This window comes from Deefgea rivuli DSM 18356 (assembly GCF_000620145.1).
Classification (GTDB): domain Bacteria; phylum Pseudomonadota; class Gammaproteobacteria; order Burkholderiales; family Chitinibacteraceae; genus Deefgea; species Deefgea rivuli.
This window is the reverse complement of sequence record NZ_KK211081.1, coordinates 429884-447996: the sequence shown is the minus strand read 5'-3', so window position 1 is coordinate 447996 and position 18113 is coordinate 429884. Positions and strand designations below refer to the sequence as shown.

Below are 18113 nucleotides of genomic sequence, written 5' to 3'. Positions count from 1 at the left end.
ACCTCGCGCTGCTCGGTTTTGGTATTAAATAAGTTTAGATTCCGTTGAGAAAAGAAGAGTTAATTTGGTTGAGAAGAGACGAAGTCCTAGAAAAAACAGCGTATCTCTATGCCCCACCCTGAGTAATTTTTTTGAACTTTTGACAACAAACCTTTGAAACGGCAGCGAACAAAGACGAATTCTCTTTTTGCACAAACGCGCATGGTTCGATAATGGGGAAAAGCCGACATCGGAAACGCTTCGCCATAGTTTTACCTTTATAAGCCAGAAACTACTCATCCAAGCCTCATAACCGCTGTACACGGCGTTTTTAATGCAAAAATTCTTACTTACGAAGTTCTTATTAAGTCGCGTGTAGGGCGATTACGCGCAGTCATAAGTTTGAAAATCTGATGACTATAATGATGATTCAGACAGACCAACCAGAGTTAAGCGTGATGAATAAAGTAGAGCTAGAGATTGTTTTCGATGACGCCACCAAAGACTACATCAGCATTTCAGAGTTGCGGCAAGGGGAGTATGTGAAGCAGCTATCCAATCTGCCTAATGTTGTGACCATCGGCAAGATTGAGAGCTTGGTAGTCGAAGTGCTGTACTAATCTAAATTGGCGGCTCAGGAGACCCTCGCCAAGCGATCCTGAGCCTAAATCACTATTTCTGCTAGCACTTACGCTTACGCGGCCTTAGTGCTTTTATGGTGGTAATTTCGTCGTATTTGGGAATCAAGGCTAGAACTTCTTGGGGGATTGGTAGGCGCTCGACTGTTTGCTTCTTGAGACACAGTGGCTCAGCGGTTATCCCATAGGTCTTCGCTGCTAGTAGTGCGTCAGCGTGACCCAGAACGATACCGACTTGCCATGCGGGTACACCAGCACTCTGCATTTCGGTGCTGAACGTATGTCGAAAGGAATGAAAGACTTTTCCTTCCTCAGTAAGACCACACGCTTCTCTGTAGCGTCCGAACCATTTCGAAGGCGCGTCAGCGTGATGGTTGAGTTCGGTGGGGCGTATTTCGGGGAAGAGGCGAACGTGGCCATTTGCTTTGATCTTTGCAACAAAGCTCAAAAATCCCATATTAAGTAAGAATGGATGGATAGGTATCTGGCGTCTTGCTGCATCGTTTTTTAACCGCTTTTCGCAATGTAGCGGGATAGATGCGGAGGCTACTTCGTTGCCTTCGTTGTCGAACATTGCATCGTCGATTCTAAAGCACCATATCTGCTCAGTAGCGCCGGATTCATAGTTAAGAGCGTTCACTTGAATAATATCGTTTGTGTGAAGCTGGGCTAGCTCGTTAAGCCGCGCTCCTGTGAACAGCGCCATTGGTACGAGCCAATATTTAAAGGCTTTGTCGAATGCGCGTAGTTTGTACCCACCAGAGCCAAACAGAGTTGTAAGGTCTTTGGTATTGAAAGGCTTCCTCACTATGATTGTTTTTTTACTATTGAGTTGAAGGCCTTCAAATACGTTGCGAGTTAGTTCTTCGTTTTCTTTTTCTCGCATTGCGTCTTTGAACATTCCGCTCACATCACCCATTCTGCCGTTGATAGTGCTTTTTGAAATGCAGCTTGCTTCGGGTAGGTCTAGGGCAATCAATTCATCAATAGTCAGGTGGCTGTATTTTTTACTCACACTTCGACCCTTTGGCAGCTTCATCTGCTTATCACGGAAGCTCTTTGCCATGTCTCTGGTGATGTCGGTAATTGGTATATCACCTACAATTTCCAGCAAAAGCGCAAAGAGTACGCGGCTCTCCTTTTCAGCTTTTGGTTGCCATTCTTCTTTAGTTACTTTTTCTTTGCAGTATTTCTCAATGACCACGCTCAGCAACTGGCCTTTTGGTGCGATCAATCCTCTTGTCGTTGCCTCTGTTAGGGTTGCCGCCGTATCTTTGATTGTTTTGATTTCTTTGGCGCTTTCAATCCGAACATCATCTATTTGAGCATGAGCCTCAGCAAGCTGCTCCTCAAGACACAGTGTTTTTTTCTTAAATGCAACGTCGGCAAGCAGTTTGTCTTGTTTTGTTTCTGCGACCTCTAACGACTTTAGCTCAAGCAGCACCTCGCTCTCGATGTTTTGGAAGTTGAGTTGTTTTTGAAGCTGTTTGTTAAGGTTTTCAATCTCTGTTGAGTGTTCTGACGTGCTCATTGCTTCAATCCTGCGAATGCCATAGTCAGCCAAGATGGACAAGCGCAATGCAATTGATTTAGCTTTTTTGACGCAGCCGACCTTGAGCGAGAAGTAAAACTCTCTTCGCTGCGAGGTTCGTCTGAGGTTCTTGGGGATGACTTGGCGAAAATAAAAAAAGTTCTCGCGCCGTTGCAAGTGGTAGGCGACTTGATACGTCATGTTGTAGCGCTCGAATGTAGCACTTTGACTAACGACGCAATGTAATTGTTCCCTAAATGCCTTGAACCCCTTTGAATACTGAGGTTGTAAGCATAAGAGCGTCCCCGACAGGAATCGAACCTGTATCTAGCGCTTAGGAGGCACTTGTACTATCCGTTGTACTACGAGGACACAAGGCGGCGATTGTACCGGAAGGGCGTCGCTTCGGCTAGGCGCTGATTCACCGCATGGCTCGCCGACCAACCTTGCAGCAAAATGACATTAATCAACGCAATCCCGCGTAAATTAACCTAGGCTGTACGCTGCATCCTTGCATTGCTCAGGAGAAATTCATGTCACGAAGTACAAAAATCGTCGCCACCTTAGGCCCTTCTTCCAATGATGTGGCTACGCTAGAAAAATTAATACTGGCTGGCGTGAATATGGTGCGATTGAATTTTTCGCACGGCACCGCGCAAGATCATCTGGATAGGGCCGCCTTGGTGCGCGAAATCGCTAAAAAGATGAATCGCCCGATTGCGATTATGGTGGATTTGCAAGGCCCAAAAATTCGCATTGGGAAGTTTGAAAAAAATAAGATTGAACTCAAAAACGGCGCTAAATTTACCCTCGATGCCGAATGTGCTTTAGGTAATCAAGATACCGTCGGTTTAGATTACAAAGAACTACCCAATGATGTCGATGCTGGCGTGATTTTGCTGCTGGACGATGGCAAGGTGAAATTGCAGGTGGATAGGGTCGAAGGCGCGAAGGTCTATACCACCGTTTTGGTTGGCGGCACGCTATCAAATAACAAAGGTATTAATCGCCAAGGTGGCGGGCTGACTGCGCCAGCGCTTACTGGCAAAGACATGGAAGACATCAAAGTGGCGGCTAAATTGCATGCCGATTACGTTGCCGTGTCGTTTCCAAAAAGCAGTGCGGATATGTATATGGCGCGCACTTTACTTAAAGCCGCTGGCAGCAAAGCTTTGCTGATCGCTAAAATTGAGCGCACTGAAGCGATTGCCAATCTAGAAGACATCTTGACTGCCTCGGATGGGATTATGGTCGCGCGCGGTGATTTGGCGGTGGAAGTGGGCGATGCGGCGGTGCCAGGGCTACAAAAACGCATGATTAAAGCGGCGCGTCGGATGAATAAGCTGACGATTACCGCGACGCAAATGATGGAATCGATGATTTCTAGTCCCGTGCCTACGCGTGCCGAAGTGTCCGACGTCGCCAATGCGGTGCTCGATGGCACCGATGCAGTGATGCTGTCGGCAGAAACGGCGTCGGGGCAATATCCGGTTGAAACGGTGGAATCGATGGCACGCGTCTGCGTCGAAGCAGAAAAATCGCAAGATTATGCGGTTTGCAACGCCGCTTTGCTCGATGGCGAATATTCGCGCATCGATCAAACGATTTCGATGGCGGCGCTGTTTGCGTCCAACCATTTGAATGTCAAAGTGATTGCCGCGTTGACGCAATCTGGCTCGTCGGCGCTGTGGATGTCACGCGTGATTTCTGGAGTGCCGATTTATGCCTTAACACCGGAAGCCGAAACCTATAACCGCTTGGCGCTGTTCCGCGATGTAGAGCCAGTGATGCTGTCACACGATAATACCGACCGCGAATCTTTGCTACTGCGTGCCGAAGTCGAAATGCTCAAGCGTGGCATTGTGCAAGCGGGTGATTTGATTGCATTTACGTTTGGTGATGTGGTGGGTATGGGCGGCGGTACGAATTGCTTGAAAATCGTCAAAGCGGGCGAAATGAAAGCGCGTTAATTGCTGAGTTTGAAATGGAATAAAAAACGGCCAGTGTCTTCACTGGCCGTTTTTATTATGTACTGCAAGTGTTTATGCTTGGGTATTGGCTTCTACATTAATACCCAAGCTACGCGCAAGGTAATACCCTGTATGGCTGGCTGGGTTTTTCGCAATATCTTCCGGTGTGCCAGTGGCGATAATTTGCCCGCCGCCTGCGCCGCCTTCTGGGCCTAAATCAATCACCCAATCGGCGGTTTTAATCACGTCCAGATTGTGCTCAATTACCACCACCGAATTGCCATGCCCCGCCAAACGTTGCACGACAGTCAGCAGTAAGTCAATGTCGTGGAAATGCAGGCCGGTGGTTGGCTCATCCAAGATATACAGGGTGCGGCCGGTGTCACGTTTGGAGAGTTCGAGCGCCAATTTCACGCGCTGCGCCTCGCCGCCTGACAGCGTGGTTGCGCTTTGGCCGAGGCGGATATAGCCCAAACCAACGTCCATCAGCGTTTGCAATTTGCGCGCGACGGTCGGTACCGCACTGAAAAATTCCAGCGCATTTTCCACTGTCATTTCCAGCACTTCGGTAATGTTTTTGCCTTTGTAGAGCACTTCCAGCGTTTCGCGGTTGTAGCGCTTGCTGTGGCACACGTCGCACGGTACGTAGACATCGGGCAAGAAGTGCATTTCCACTTTCAATACGCCATCGCCCTGACATGCTTCGCAGCGGCCGCCTTTGACGTTGAACGAGAAACGTCCCGGCCCATAGCCGCGTTCACGCGCCATCGGCACGCCTGAAAACAGCTCGCGAATCGGTGTGAACAGACCGGTGTAAGTGGCAGGATTGGAGCGTGGCGTGCGGCCAATCGGCGATTGGTCGACGTTAATGACTTTATCCAGATGTTGCAGGCCAATCACTTCTTTGTACGGCGATGCTTCAATCCCCGCACCGTTCAGTTCTCTAGCGGCAATCGCGTACAGCGTATCGTTAATCAGCGTCGATTTGCCCGAGCCGGACACGCCAGTAATACACACCATCATGCCCAGCGGCAGATCGAGCGTAACGTCTTTCAAGTTATTGCCGCTCGCGCCTTTGATTTGCAGCCAACGGTCTTCCGTTGGCACGCGGCGCTTTTCTGGCATATGAATTTTGCGTTTACCCGTCATAAACTGGCCGGTAATCGAGTTTGGATTATTAAATACATCTTCCGGCAAACCATAAGCAATCACTTCGCCGCCATGCACGCCAGCGCCCGGGCCCATATCAATCAGCCAATCAGCAGCGCGCATTGCATCTTCGTCGTGTTCGACGACAATCACTGTATTGTCTAAATCGCGCAAATGAATCAGCGTGCCGATCAAGCGGTCATTGTCGCGCTGATGCAGGCCAATCGACGGCTCATCCAGCACATACATGACGCCAGTTAGCCCTGAACCAATTTGGCTAGCGAGTCGAATCCGCTGTGCTTCACCGCCCGATAGCGTATCGGCGCTGCGCTCAAGGCACAGATAATCCAGACCAACATTCACCAAAAAGCCCAAACGTTCGCCGACTTCTTTCACAATTTTTTCTGCAATTTGTGCTTTGGAGCCTTCCAACTTCAAATCTTGGAAAAAGTGCAGTGTATCTCGCAAAGCCATTTGTCCAATGGCATGCAGCGTAATACCCCCAACTTTAACGTTACGTGCTTCGATGCGTAAACGAGCGCCATTACAGCTTGGGCAGACTTGATTGTTCTGATATTTGGCGAGTTCTTCGCGCACCGCCATTGAGTCAGTCTCTTTATAGCGGCGCTCTAAATTCGGGATAATCCCTTCAAACGAATGCACGCGCTCGAACTTATTACCGCGTTCATTGGTATACATAAACGCAATTTCGTCAAAGCCTGAGCCTTGCAAAATGGCGCCTTGCACCTCAGCAGTCAGCTCATTCCACGCAGTATTAATGTCAAAACCATAATGCTCGGCAATGCTCATCAGCATTTGGAAATAGAACTGATTACGCTTATCCCAGCCTTTGACTGCGCCTGCAGCGAGGCTCAAATCAGGATGCGCCACGACGCGCTTTGGATCAAAAAACGTACGGTGACCAAGGCCATCACACGACGGGCAAGCGCCCATCGGATTATTAAACGAGAACAGGCGCGGCTCTAACTCGGGCAGGCTGTAACTACACACCGGACAGGCAAATTTAGCCGAGAACCAATGCTCTTTACCCGTATCCATTTCCACTGCAATTGCGCGGCCTTCGGCGTGGCGCAGTGCGGTTTCAAAGCTTTCGGCCAAACGCTGCTGGATGTCGGCGTGGACTTTCAGGCGGTCGATAACGACATCAATGGTGTGCTTTTTGTTTTTATCCAGTTTCGGCGTTTCATCCAACTCGAACACTTCGCCGTCGATGCGTACTCGGACAAAACCTTGTGCGCGCAAATCATCGAGCAAATCGGCGTTTTCGCCTTTTTTGCCCATAATCACCGGCGCTAAAATCATCAACTTGCTGTCTTCAGGCAGCGCCAACACGTGATCGACCATTTGGCTGACGGTTTGGCTTTCTAGCGCCTGATTATGCTCAGGGCAAAATGGCGTGCCAACACGCGCAAAGAGTAGCCGCAAGTAATCGTGAATTTCGGTAACGGTGCCCACGGTGGAGCGCGGATTATGACTGGTGGCTTTTTGCTCGATGGAGATCGCTGGCGACAGGCCTTCGATCAAATCAACATCCGGCTTTTCCATCAATTGCAAAAACTGCCGTGCATAGGCCGACAGCGATTCCACATAGCGCCGCTGACCTTCGGCGTACAAAGTATCAAACGCCAAGGAGGATTTACCCGAGCCGGAAAGGCCGGTAATCACAATCAACTTGCCGCGCGGCAAGTCAAGATTCACGTTTTTTAAATTATGCGTACGGGCTCCGCGAATGCGGATCATCGGGATGTCGGTTTGTTCGGTTGCACGGTACATATTTACTCTCGTTAAAGCGGCGTAGCCCAGTTGATTTCGGTTCTGAATTTTCAAGCTTTGATGCTCCTTAAAGCGATGCTGACAAAGTCAGGCTGAATTCAGAATTGAGAATGACAGGCGCACAAGGCAATCGAGTAATATACCCTAAACCCAACATGTTGAGACTCTCTACGATGGAATCTTCAATCTACGCAGCGCCCGCGCTGGCCTTGGCAGCTCAAGCTGGCTTAGAAAACATGCGTTTTAGCGGCGAAGTGCCGAGCTTTTACGGCCACGTGGTATTTATCACAGGAGAGCAGGGCGACTATGTAGTGAAGTTTTCGCGGCAAGCGGGGCGCTTAGCCAGCGAAGTAATAGCGCTCAATCGCCTGCGAGTGCATAGCCTGTTGCCAATGCCAGAGATTTTATTTCATGGCCTTGTTGCCAGTGAAAACGGCGATTTAGATACTTTATTGATGCCCAAACTCAGCGGCGTTCCAGCTTGGGAATTGCCTGCGCCGTTACCGAGTCCGCAGCAAACCGCGCAAATCATTGTTGAGCAAATGCTGGCTTGGCACGCGGTTAGCGATACGCGCGGTTTTGAGCATATCAATGGCGAGTTTAGCGCTGAGTTTTTAGCGGCCTTTGAATCGTGGACTCAGCCTTTAGTCGATTTTCTGTTCTCAAGCCATTCGCCATTTTCACCCGAGCTGCGTGCTGCGTATGCCCAACTGTGGGCAGAGCGCGAGCGATTTTTAGCGCCGATTACAGGCCCATCATCGCTGTGCCATGACGATCCACATGCGTGTAATTTCCTGTATGACGCAGAGACCGGCTTGCCGACAGCGGCGATTGATCCGTGTGATGTCGCGTTTCGCCATCGTGAGCAAGATATTTTCCATTTGGCCGATGCCTATCCGCAATGGCGCTTGCTCGAAACGTATATCGAGCAATGCCCGCTGGCGGAAGGTTACGCCGCGCGGCGCTGGTTTTTCTCCTTATGGGATGATGTAAAACACAGCCTGAATGTCGGCTGGTACGACGCGCCATGGTTTGCGGCAAAGTTCACGCGCTTGGCTGAAACGGATGCAACGTTTGCTGATGTCGCCGCTGCGGCGAAGCTCGCGCATCCTGCGGTGAGTGAAGCTTAATTCGCTAGGATTGTGAGTATATTCATGCAGGCTTTATTAAATAAGTTCTGCATGTATATACCCTTGTTTATTCTGGTTTTAGTGCTGCACTCCTCAATCTATTCAGGTATTGCCCAAAAGCAAACGCTGCCATCTAGTGGCCTGAGCTGTTAAAATCGCCCATCCTTTTTGAATGTGTCGCCTGATGTCTGTTGCCTCCCGCATGTCTGCTCTTGAATTACGCGCTGCCACGAGCTTAGCGGGGCTGTATGCGCTCCGTATGTTGGGCATGTTCCTGATTTTGCCAGTGTTTGCTGTTTACGCTGGGCGATTGCCAGGCGGTGAAAATCATACAATGGTGGGTTTGGCTTTCGGCGCTTATGGCCTGACGCAGGCTTTGCTGCAATTGCCGTTTGGCATGTGGTCTGATCGAGTTGGCCGCAAAAAAGTAATTTATATCGGACTGGCTTTGTTTGTCGTGGGCTCGCTGATGTGCGCGATGGCCGATCATATTGTGTGGCTGATTTTGGGCCGCGCGGTGCAAGGCGCTGGTGCGATTTCGGCGGCGGTAACGGCGCTATTGGCCGATTTGACGCGCGAAGAGCATCGCACCAAGGCGATGGCGATGATCGGCGGCGCGATTGCGTCGACGTTTGCGATTTCCTTGGTCGCCGCGCCCAAATTGGCAGAATGGATAGGCTTGCCGGGGATTTTTCTGCTAACGGGTATGCTGGGTGTATTTGCGCTGATTGGCGTGTGGAAAATCATTCCGAATCCAACGATTTCACGCTTTCATTCAGATGCCGAGGCCAATACCAGCCGCTTGCCGCAAGTGTTGAAAAACTCGCAACTGCTGCGACTGAATTACGGCGTATTCGCGCTGCACGCGGCGCAAATGGCGATGTTTACGGTGATGCCGCTGTTGCTCAATCAAGTCGGTGGCATTGATGTGGCGCACCATTGGTGGGTGTATTTGCCGGTGGTACTGGTCGGCTTTGTGTTGATGGTGCCGGCGATTATTTATGGCGAGAAAAAAAATCATCTGAAAGAAGTGTTCTTGTTTGCGATTGTGCTGATGTTCATCGCGCAATTGGGCATGACACTGTGGATGCCAAGCCTGACGTGGATTGTCGTGTGGCTGGGCGTGTATTTTATTGCGTTTAATATTTTGGAAGCGACGCAACCGTCGTTGATTTCGAAAATCGCACCGACCGAAGCCAAAGGCACGGCGATGGGCGTGTACAACACCTGCCAAGCGGCGAGTATGTTTATCGGTTCGGCGCTGGCGGGCTATTTGTATCAACACTTTCAAAGCCCCGTGCCGGTGTTTGCGTTGTGCGCAGGTTTGATGGCGATCTGGGTGGCGGTGTCTTGGGGTATGCAGCCGCCGCTGCCAGTCAAAACCAAAATGTTCCACATTGGTGAGGATTGGTCGGGCGATGCAGGCCTGCTGTCTGCTAAACTAGGCGCCATTGACGGCGTAAAAGAAGCCGTTGTTTTGATCGACGAGCGCGTCGCGCTATTGAAAGTGCTACAAGCGGGCTGGGACGAAGCCGCAGTTGACGCGTTGATTGCAGAAACAAATTGAATAACTGAACCTGAACGTAGGAGCGGGCTTGCCCGCGAATGTGGCGCTGCGTAGATAGCCTTCGCGGGCAAGCCCGCTCCTATAAATTGATTTAAAACTGGAGCGTACGATGGCCTCATTGAATAAAGTGTTATTGATTGGTAATTTGGGCAAAGACCCAGAAACGCGTTTTATGCCGAATGGCAACGCGGTATGTAATTTCTCGATTGCGACCACTGAAAGCTGGAAAGACAAACAATCGGGCGCAAAACAAGAAAAAACTGAATGGCACAACATCAGCATGTATGGCCGTTTGGCTGAAATCGCCGGTCAATACCTGAAAAAAGGCAGCAGCGTGTATATCGAAGGCCGTTTGCAAACCCGCAAATGGCAAGATAAACAAACGGGTGCGGATCGTTACACGACTGAAATTATCGCCGACGAAATGAAAATGCTCGGCGGTCGCGGTGATGGTGGCAATGCGGGTGGTGGCTACAATCAACAAGGCGGCGGCGACGATTTTAACCAAGAATACAGCGCGCCAGCTCAGCAGCAACAAGCTCCACGCCAAGCGCCAGCCCAAGCAGCGCCTCAGCAGGCCGCAGCAAAACCTGCACGTAATTTTGACGATTTTGAAGACGATATTCCGTTTTAAAAATCTACTTCGAATTGTTGTATAAGTATTTTTCAAATAAGCCCATGTTTTTATGGGCTTTTTAATGCCTGCTGTAAACGCACTGCGAGCAGCGGCGAAGTCCTTGACCGTGGTAAAATTAGAGTAATCAGAAAATATTCAAAGCATAGGGGCAGACGATGTCAGGCAATTCCTTGGGATTATTATTTACAGTTACGTCGTTTGGCGAGAGTCATGGTGCGGGGATTGGTTGTATTGTCGACGGTTGCCCTCCGGGATTGGAAATTTCGGTTGAAGACATTCAGCTTGAGTTAGATAGACGCAAACCCGGCACCAGCCGCCATGTGACGCAGCGCAAAGAGCCCGATTCGGTCGAAATCTTGTCGGGTATTTATGAAGGCAAAACCACCGGCACGCCGATTGCGCTATTGATTCGCAACCAAGATCAGCGCAGCCAAGATTACGGCAAAATCGTTGAAACCTTCCGCCCTGGTCACGCCGATTACACCTACTGGCATAAATACGGCATTCGCGATCCGCGTGGCGGTGGCCGCTCATCCGCACGTGAAACTGCAGTGCGCGTTGCGGCGGGTGCGATTGCGAAAAAATGGCTCAGCGAAAAATTCGGCATCGTGATTCGTGGCTATATGAGCAAGTTGGGCGAAATTGATATTCCATTCCAAAGCTGGGATCACGTGGGCGAGAATGCGTTTTTTGCGCCAAATCTAGAAATCGTGCCGCAGCTAGAAGACTATATGGACGCGATTCGTAAAGAGCGCGATTCAGTCGGCGCGCAAATTTCAGTCGTTGCTGAAAATGTACCCGTCGGTTGGGGCGAGCCAGTCTATGACCGTCTGGATGCCGAAATCGCCTACGCGATGATGAATATCAATGCGGTGAAAGGCGTTGAGATTGGCGCTGGCTTTGACAGCATCGCGCAGCGTGGCTCTGTGCATTGCGATGAACTCACGCCTAAAGGTTTTGCCAGCAATCACGCCGGTGGGATTTTGGGGGGTATATCGACGGGGCAGGATATTACCGTGAACTTGGCGGTTAAACCCACCTCGAGTATCGCGCAAGAGCGCCGCTCGATTGATAAAGATGGCAATTCTGTGATGATGGCGACAACGGGCCGCCACGATCCTTGTGTTGGCATTCGTGCTACGCCGATTGCTGAGGCGATGTTGGCGCTGGTGCTGATCGATCATGCGCTGCGTCACCGTGCGCAATGCGGCGATGTGGTCGTGAATACGCCGCGTATTCCTGGCAAGATAGCCTAATGTTGCGCCGCTGGACCGGGCTACTAATGGGACTGCTGCTGGCGGTGTTTTTGGCGGGCTGCGCCGCACCGTCGTTTGTCGCGACGGTGTCAGTGCGACATCAATTGCCACCACTGAAATCCGCGCCGGTGGCTTCGGGCACGGCTGCGGCAGTGCAGGCGGCAATGGCCAAGCCCAAAGCCTTTGTCATTGAGAGCAATGCCTCGCAAGCGCAGAGCTTGGCTTACAGCCAGTTTGAGTCCGAGCTAGCAGGGCATTTAATGCAGCAAGGCTTGATCTGGCAAAAAGATCCACAAAAAGCCGATTGGCTGGTGCGGCTGGATTATCAAATTGATGACGGCAAAAACAAATCTTATCAACAGCCGATTTGGGGTACGGTTGGTTATTCGGTCAGCTATCAGCGCGTGATTAGCGGTGGCAGCGTGGTGTTTATCCCGCGCTATTACCCTGAAACCGGTATTGTCGGTTCGCAAATGGTGAGTGAAACGATTTTTACTCGAGAAGTGTTTATCGATATTTTGGATAAACGCAATCTCGATAAAGGCGAATTTGCCAAGCTCTACGAAGGCCGCGCGCGCAATCGCAGTCAAAATGACGAGCTAGATGCAGCCGTGCCGTATTTGATTCGTAGCCTATTTTTACCTTTTCCTGGTCCGTCCGGTGTGAGTCGCGAAGTGCGTATTCCATTGCAGCCGGCTCAGCCTTAGGTAACTGAGCAAAAATTTTCGCGCAAGGCGCACCGCCGCAGACAGTACACAGGGTACGGCAAGGCGGAGCAACGATGGGCGGGAATTTTTGCCTTATTACTTAACATTTATTCAAAAGCCGAGACGTTTGTGACTCCAGATCAATATTGCGAAGACAAAGCCGCCAAAAGTGGTTCGAGCTTTTATTATAGTTTTCGATTTTTAAGCCCAGAAAAACGCACCGCGATCACTGCGCTGTATGCGTTTTGCCGTGAAGTGGATGACGTCGTTGATGAAATCAGCGATGAAGGCGTGGCGCGCACGACCTTGGCGTGGTGGCGGAGTGAAGTCGATCAAATGTACGCAGGCGCACCGCAGCATCCGGTAACGCAATCTCTGTTGCCTGCCGTAAAAGCCTACGATTTATCGCGTGAGCTATTCCTAGAAATCATCGACGGTATGGAGATGGATCTGGATCAGGCGCGCTACAACACGTTTAAAGATTTGCATCTGTATTGTTACCGCGTTGCCAGCGTTGTCGGCCAATTGGCGGCGACGATTTTCGGCTATACCGACCGAAAAACACTGAAATACGCGCACGATTTGGGGATTGCCTTTCAGCTGACCAATATCATTCGCGATGTCGGCGAAGATGCGCGCCGTGGCCGGATTTACCTGCCGGTCGATGAATTGCAACGCTTTAATGTGCCTGCTGCCGATATTCAAAACTATCGTGAAACCGCAGAATTCAAAGCCTTGATGAATTTCCAGATCGACCGCGCTGAGCAGTATTACGATCAAGCGCTGGCTTTACTGCCGGAATGTGATAAGAAAAATCAACGCACTGGCCTCGTGATGGCCGCGATTTACCGCGCCACCTTGGCTGAAATTCGCTTGGATGGCGCACAGAAAGTGCTGAACCAACGCACCTCATTAACTCCAATTCGCAAGCTGTGGCTCGCGTGGAAAACGTGGTGGTTTGCTTGAGCGTATTTTTAAATGCGTAAAGTAGCCATTATCGGTGGCGGCTATGCGGGGATGGCAGCAAGCGTAGAATTGGCCGCGGCTGGCGTTTCGGTGACGGTATTTGAGGCGGGTAAAGTGCTCGGTGGTCGGGCGCGGCGCGTTGATCGGGCGAACCGTAGCACCGCCAACGATTCGCCGCTCGATAATGGCCAGCATTTGGTGATTGGCGCATATTCGGAATTGCTGCGGTTGATGCAGCACTGCGGCGTGGATTTGGAGGCGGCATTTTTGCGCCAGCCGATGCGCTTGCAGGTTGAGCCTGATTTCTTGCTGGCTTGCCCCGCGTTACCTGCGCCTTTGCATTTGGCCGTCGGTTTAATCCGCGCCAAAGGCTTGTCGTGGGCTGAGCGTTGGGCGCTGATTCGCACAATTGAAGTCAGTAAATGGCGGCGCTGGCGCTTACGGCAGGATATGACCGTAGTTCAATGGTTGGCGCAGCAGCGGCAACCGGCTAGTTTGATTGCCAAATTTTGGTCTCCGCTGACCTTGGCGGCACTCAATACGCCGCTGGAATTGGCCAGCGCGCAAGTGCTGTTGAATGTGCTGCGTGATAGTTTGGGCGGGCGGCGTGCAGCTTCGGATTTGATGTTGCCGAAAGTCGATTTTAGCGCGCTATTTCCTGATCCAGCGGCGCGCTTTGTGCAGAATAAAAATGGGTATATTCAGCTGGGTCATCGTGTTAAAAGGCTAGATAGCAATACCCATGGTTGGTGCGTTGATGGCAATGAGCAAGAATCATTCTCTGCCGTCATTTGCGCGGTGCCGCCGCATCAAGCGGCAAGTTTGTTGCAACCGTTCCCTGAACTGGCGGCATTGGCTGGACAACTAGCAACATGGCCGTATCAGCCGATTGTCACAGTGTATTTGCAGTACGCGGCAGACGTTCAATTGTCGACGCCGATGCTGGGTTTAGCCGATGCCTACTCGCAATGGGTGTTTGATCGCGGCGTCACGCACGAGCAGCATGGTTTGATTGCCGTGGTGATTTCAGCACAAGGTTTGCACAGCGGTTTGAGCCATGACGAGCTGGCGCTGGCAGTGCAGGCTGAATTGCATCAACAATTGGGCTTGCCCGATTTAGTATTGCGCCAGCAAGTGATTACCGAAAAGCGCGCGACCTTTGCTTGCACGCCCGATTTAGTTCGGCCGAGTAATCAAACCGCAATGGCGGGGCTGTTTTTGGCTGGTGATTTTACTGCGGGCTTGGCCGGAAAAGATCGCGGCGAATATCCGGCGACATTAGAAGGCGCAGTACGCAGCGGCGTGAATGCCGCGCGCTTGGCGCTGAAATATTTAGCAAAAGAATAATGTTGTCCACGAAAAACACGAAAGGCACGAAATATTTTTTCAATGCAATGATGAGCATTGATATCCTTGTTTCTCGATCTAGCTTTTTTAGAAGATGTTTGTAGGGCCGCTTTAAAGCGATAGTTTGGCGGCTGACGCCAGCTCTACAAAACCATTGTTTTTCTTTCGTGTTTTTTCGTGCCTTTCGTGGACAAATGGTTTTGATTTTTTTTCGTGTTCGGCATCATCGGCTGAGACGTAGTGGGATAAGGACATAAAAATGAATGAATGGAAAACAGCAGTACCGAGCGCAGACGCATTTAAAGATCGCGTGATTTTGGTGACGGGCGCAGGGCAGGGTATTGGTGCGGCGGCGGCGTTGGAATTGGCTAAGCTTGGTGCAACGGTTATTTTACTCGGCCGCAATGAGAAAAAACTCAGCCGTACTTACGATGCAATCGAAGCCGCTGGCGGCGCGCAACCGGCGGCGATTCCTATGGATTTGGCCAAAATCGGTGAAGCTGAGCTGAATCAACTCGGCGTGTTAATCCAAAAAGAATTTGGTCGTTTGGACGGTATTTTGCATTGCGCCAATGGCTTTAATCATTTATCGCCATTGTCGAATCAAAAGCTCGATGAATGGGTGGATATGTTCCGCGTGAATGTGGCTGCGCCATTTGCCATTACGCGTGCGCTGTTTCCATTATTGGAAAAATCGCCTGATGCGGCGGTTTTAGTGCTCGGTGAAACCCATGCGTTTGAACCCAATGCCTACTGGGGCGGTTTTAGTGTGACCAAATCAGCGCAAAAAAACTGGGTTGAAATTGCTGCTTCCGAATGGGATAAGTTGTCAAACCTGCGGATTAATCTGCTCGTTCCTGGCCCAATTCAATCGCCATTCCGTTTGGCGACGCATCCGGGCGAGTTAAAAGACAGCTTGCCAACTACGGAAGCAATTTTGCCTGCGATTGCGTATTGGTTGGGTCAAGCCAGCCAAGGGCAATCGGGGCAGACTTTGTTTTTTGCAGAAGAATAATTTGAAATATTTTTAAAATGAGATGAACTTTTTGAATTACCCGGCCTCTCACAGAGGGTAAATGAATTGATTATTCATTTTAGCTGTGCTGCCGTTGGTGGTTCAGTTGTGTATTGTGTTTTTCATCTCTCCCTGTATTGATTGGCCCCGCCTCGTTGCGGGGCTTTTTTTTGGATTTTTCTATCGAAGAGAGAGGATGCTGCACAATCCCGTAAGCGCAGCTCAGGTGGTGCTCGGAATCCTCATGTACAAATGTACACTCCGGTTCCTGCGCTCCAGCTTCACTGCGCTGACGGGCGCTCGCTATTTTTGCGGCGTGCTGAGTATTTATGAAGCTCCATCGATAAGTTCAGCGCGATGCCGCTAGCCAAGCTGTTGATACGGTACAATCCTTCATCCGAAGTATTGAGCTTTCCATGACACTTGAAGAAGTTTTTGCCGATAAAGGCCCGTTTGGCGACGCGTTTCCTGGCTATAAATTGCGCCAGCCGCAGCTGGAAATGGCGCAGGCGGTTGAGCGCACCATAGAGTCTTGCGGGCAATTGATTGCCGAGGCGGGCACCGGCACGGGCAAAACTTTTGCGTATTTGGTGCCAGCGCTGTTGTCGGGCGGCAAAGTGATTGTGTCGACCGGCACCAAAACGCTGCAAGATCAATTGTTTAATCGCGACGTGCCTAGCGTGCGCGATGTGCTCAAAGTGCCAGTCGTCATTGCGCTACTGAAAGGGCGCTCGAATTACGTTTGCCATTACCATCTGGCGCGCGCTGAGCATGAAGGCCGCTTTATGCGCCGTGAAGACGTCGCCGATCTGCAAAAAATTAAACGCTACGCCAATACGACTTTATCTGGCGATAAAGCCGCCTGTCCGGGCGTGCCCGAAGACGCGCCAATTTGGGCGCATGTCACCAGCACGCGCGATAATTGCCTTGGCCAAGATTGCCCGAATCATAAAGATTGCTTTGTATTAAAAGCGCGGAAAGACGCGCAAGAAGCCGATGTCGTCGTTGTGAATCATCATTTGTTTTTTGCCGATGTGTGGCTCAAAGATGAAGGCGCAGGCGAGCTGCTACCCGCGTGCAATACGGTGATTTTTGATGAAGCGCATCAACTCCCCGAAGTCGCCAGCCTGTTTTTTGGCGATACGCTCAGTAGCGGGCAAGTCGTCGAACTGGCGCGTGACGCACGCGCTGAAGCGTTGGTTGTCGCAAAAGATTTCGTCTTGCTGCCGAACGCCGCCGAAGCGCTAGAAAAATCGGCGAAAGATCTGCGTTTGGTGTTTAAAGACGCGTTGCGCTTGCCACAGCATGAGTTGCTTGAGAAATATCCGGCCTTTTTTACGCAACTCAATGTGATGACGGGCGACTTGCAGCATTTAGCTGAACTCCTCGCCAAGCAAGCCGAACGCGGCGAGAGCCTAGAAAAATGCCATCAACGCGCCGCTGAAATGCTCGAACTGCTCGAAAAATGGCAGAAATCGGATTCAGCAGAAAGCGTGCATTGGATCGACGTGACGCAGCATGGCTTTTTGTTGCATATCACGCCGCTCAATATCGCCGACCTATTTCAAAAACAAGTGAATATGAATCCGCGCGCATGGATTTTTGCTTCCGCTACTTTGGCGGTGAACAATCACTTTACGCATTTTCAGCACGAGTTGGGTTTATGGAAAGCCGAAACTGCAACTTGGGATAGCCCATTCGATTACAAGCAGCAAGCGGTACTGTATGTGCCGCAAGGCATGCCGCAGCCTAATACGCCAGAATATACCCGTGCTGTGGTTGAAAAAACGTGGCCTTTATTGCTGACCACGCAAGGCCATGCCTTCTTGTTATTCACTAGCTTACGCGCCATGCGTGAAGCGCATGAATTGCTATTAGAAAAGCTCAAAGAAGCAGGGCTAGAATGGCCGGTGTATTTGCAAGGCACGGGTTCGCGCACGGAATTGCTCGATCAATTTCGTAAGCAACCGAATGCAATTTTGGTCGCCAGCCAAACTTTTTGGGAAGGCATCGACGTGCGCGGCGAGCAGTTGTCGCTCGTCGTCATCGACAAGCTGCCATTTTCGCCGCCCGATGATCCAGTGCTGTCGGCCCGGATGGAGCAAATCACCAAAGCCGGGCGCAGCCCGTTTATGGATTATCAATTGCCCAATGCGACGATTACGCTCAAGCAGGGCGCGGGGCGCTTGATTCGTGATGAAACGGACATTGGTATTTTGATGATTGCGGACACTAGATTAGTTGAAAAGCAATACGGAAAAATGATTTGGAAAAGCCTACCGCCAATGTTCCGCTCACGCGAATTGGCGAATGTGCAGAAATTTTATGAAGTGCAGCGCGAAAAATCCCGCGCGAAAGATGCTGCGGAGCCAGATGCGAGCGCTGATGCTATTGATGAAGCGCCTGACTTGTAGAGCGCCAAAATAT

The 18113-nt window shown here is 50.8% G+C and carries 13 protein-coding genes and 1 tRNA gene; 11 read left to right on the top strand and 3 right to left on the bottom strand.

From position 1 onward, the window contains the following. Positions 1-401: 401 nt before the first annotated feature. Positions 402-599 (top strand): hypothetical protein, encoded by a 198-nt coding sequence (locus Q320_RS0112120; protein ID WP_156939058.1) that lies wholly within the window; start codon positions 402-404, stop codon positions 597-599. A 61-nt stretch (positions 600-660) separates the two neighbouring features. On the opposite strand, the gene Q320_RS0112115 is transcribed toward Q320_RS0112120, so the two are convergent. Both Q320_RS0112115 and Q320_RS0112110 read right to left on the bottom strand, forming a co-directional pair. Continuing rightward, on the bottom strand, positions 661-2349 hold the full coding sequence (locus tag Q320_RS0112115) for a site-specific integrase (RefSeq protein ID WP_027469218.1): 1689 nt from the start codon (positions 2347-2349) through the stop codon (positions 661-663). A gap of 99 nt (positions 2350-2448) precedes the next feature. Then, positions 2449-2520: transfer RNA gene (locus Q320_RS0112110), tRNA-Arg, on the bottom strand. A 161-nt stretch (positions 2521-2681) separates the two neighbouring features. Between Q320_RS0112110 and pyk the strand changes: the two genes are divergently transcribed. Further along, on the top strand, positions 2682-4118 hold the full coding sequence (gene pyk / locus Q320_RS0112105; protein ID WP_027469217.1) for a pyruvate kinase: 1437 nt from the start codon (positions 2682-2684) through the stop codon (positions 4116-4118). Between the two features lie 72 nt (positions 4119-4190). Here pyk and uvrA read toward each other — a convergent pair whose 3' ends face one another. Then, the gene (uvrA, locus tag Q320_RS0112100) at positions 4191-6986 is read right to left on the bottom strand and encodes an excinuclease ABC subunit UvrA (RefSeq protein ID WP_505624083.1); all 2796 of its coding nucleotides are present in this window, start codon (positions 6984-6986) and stop codon (positions 4191-4193) included. Between the two features lie 230 nt (positions 6987-7216). Between uvrA and Q320_RS19710 the strand changes: the two genes are divergently transcribed. The 9 genes from Q320_RS19710 (at position 7217) to yoaA (ending at position 18100) form a co-directional block, all read left to right on the top strand. Further along, complete coding sequence (locus Q320_RS19710; protein WP_169734456.1) at positions 7217-8191, top strand: phosphotransferase; 975 nt, start codon at positions 7217-7219, stop codon at positions 8189-8191. A gap of 184 nt (positions 8192-8375) precedes the next feature. Then, entirely contained in the window at positions 8376-9758 is a 1383-nt protein-coding gene (locus Q320_RS0112090; RefSeq protein ID WP_245591012.1) for an MFS transporter, read from the top strand. A gap of 109 nt (positions 9759-9867) precedes the next feature. Further along, positions 9868-10392 carry a single-stranded DNA-binding protein gene (gene ssb / locus Q320_RS0112085; RefSeq protein ID WP_027469214.1) on the top strand — a complete coding sequence of 175 codons (525 nt, stop codon included), beginning with the start codon at positions 9868-9870 and terminating at the stop codon, positions 10390-10392. 158 nt (positions 10393-10550) lie between these two features. After that, the gene (gene aroC, locus Q320_RS0112080) at positions 10551-11651 is read left to right on the top strand and encodes a chorismate synthase (protein ID WP_027469213.1); all 1101 of its coding nucleotides are present in this window, start codon (positions 10551-10553) and stop codon (positions 11649-11651) included. Further along, a complete protein-coding gene (locus tag Q320_RS0112075) occupies positions 11651-12358 on the top strand; it encodes a DUF4136 domain-containing protein (RefSeq protein WP_027469212.1) in 708 nt (235 codons plus the stop codon). The genes aroC and Q320_RS0112075 overlap by 1 nt, the downstream gene beginning before the upstream one ends. 129 nt (positions 12359-12487) lie before the next feature. Next, positions 12488-13324, top strand: coding sequence for a presqualene diphosphate synthase HpnD (hpnD, locus tag Q320_RS0112070; protein WP_027469211.1), 837 nt, complete (start codon positions 12488-12490; stop codon positions 13322-13324). A 12-nt stretch (positions 13325-13336) separates the two neighbouring features. Further along, a complete protein-coding gene (gene hpnE / locus Q320_RS0112065; RefSeq protein WP_027469210.1) occupies positions 13337-14671 on the top strand; it encodes a hydroxysqualene dehydroxylase HpnE in 1335 nt (444 codons plus the stop codon). Between the two features lie 259 nt (positions 14672-14930). Next, positions 14931-15686 carry an SDR family NAD(P)-dependent oxidoreductase gene (locus tag Q320_RS0112060; RefSeq protein WP_027469209.1) on the top strand — a complete coding sequence of 252 codons (756 nt, stop codon included), beginning with the start codon at positions 14931-14933 and terminating at the stop codon, positions 15684-15686. A 416-nt stretch (positions 15687-16102) separates the two neighbouring features. After that, positions 16103-18100: a DNA repair helicase YoaA gene (gene yoaA, locus Q320_RS0112055; RefSeq protein WP_027469208.1), complete on the top strand. Its 1998-nt coding sequence runs from the start codon at positions 16103-16105 to the stop codon at positions 18098-18100. Positions 18101-18113: the final 13 nt, after the last annotated feature.